Origin of the sequence: Paraburkholderia sp. SG-MS1, assembly GCF_012275575.1 — a bacterium.
Lineage (GTDB): Bacteria > Pseudomonadota > Gammaproteobacteria > Burkholderiales > Burkholderiaceae > Paraburkholderia.
The window spans coordinates 1-946 of the sequence record NZ_NPIH01000233.1 but is presented as its reverse complement, the minus strand read 5'-3'; the positions used below and the strand labels follow the sequence as shown (position 1 = coordinate 946).

General features: G+C 60.9%; 1 protein-coding gene. It reads right to left on the bottom strand.

Annotated features, from left to right (window positions below; translation table 11 throughout):
* Nucleotides 1-629 (bottom strand): GntR family transcriptional regulator (locus CIC12_RS22055; protein ID WP_174772141.1); only part of this gene is annotated, 629 nt, incomplete at its 3' end.
* Nucleotides 630-946 lie beyond the last annotated feature (317 nt).

The window sequence follows — 946 nt, the reverse complement described above, 5'->3', positions numbered from 1 at the left end:
TCCAGGGCGCGTGCGGCGAAGGCAGGGTCGCGCTTGCGGAACGCATCAATGAGAAACTGGTGGGCATCGCGGCGGCGATCGTGCTCCTCGGGGTCGGGGTCTAGAAGGCCAAAGCCGATACGTACATAGCGTTCGGTGGCACGCCAGTGCATCGTGAGAATCCGTACGTCCCAGGGCGACGCGGCCGGCGCAAGCAGCGCCATATGGAAAGCACGATGGTCGGCCCAGACCTCGTCGAGGGTACGGTCGCGTCCGCCCACGGCTTCCGCTTCCTGGTAAAGCCGGTCGAGTGTCTCATCAGACAGCAACATGCACGAACGGCGCGCGAGTGCGGGTTCGAGCACGCGGGACACCCGATAGATCGCATGGAACTCATCCAGGTCCAGGGGCGCGACAGTCGCGCCACGACCAGGCGGATTCAGGACCAGCCCTTCGCTTTCGAGAACGTTCAGCGCGTCGCGTACGGGAATGAAACTGACGTTCAGTGCGTCGGCGAGCTTGCGCAGCGACAGGCTCTGGCCGGGCGCGAGGTCACCCGACAGGATCAACCGGCGAAGTTCGGCAGTTACCTGCTCCGAGACCGAGCGAGCTGTAATCGGCCGGACCGAGTTAGGCTTCACTGTTGCCATGCCGGCGACCTCTTTCCTTAACGTATCGTGCTCAATTATAACACAAGGCGTCTACGTAAAAGCAACTGGCGAAGACTCGGAATGATGGCAAATTGGGGCATTTCGGCCGTCAGATAGGCCACAGCAGCGGAAATCTGGCGCCGTCGTGAACGGCCGACATTGGGGAAAAACCCTCATAGCGGCGCGAACTGCACGGGATTATTGTTATAACACCGAGGCAGATACCGCTGTCCATGTGTCCCTGGCAGCACCCGGGCACCAAGCGCGTCCGGCCTTCTTTTCCATTAACCGTTAGAGGACAAGATGCCCAAAGTAGT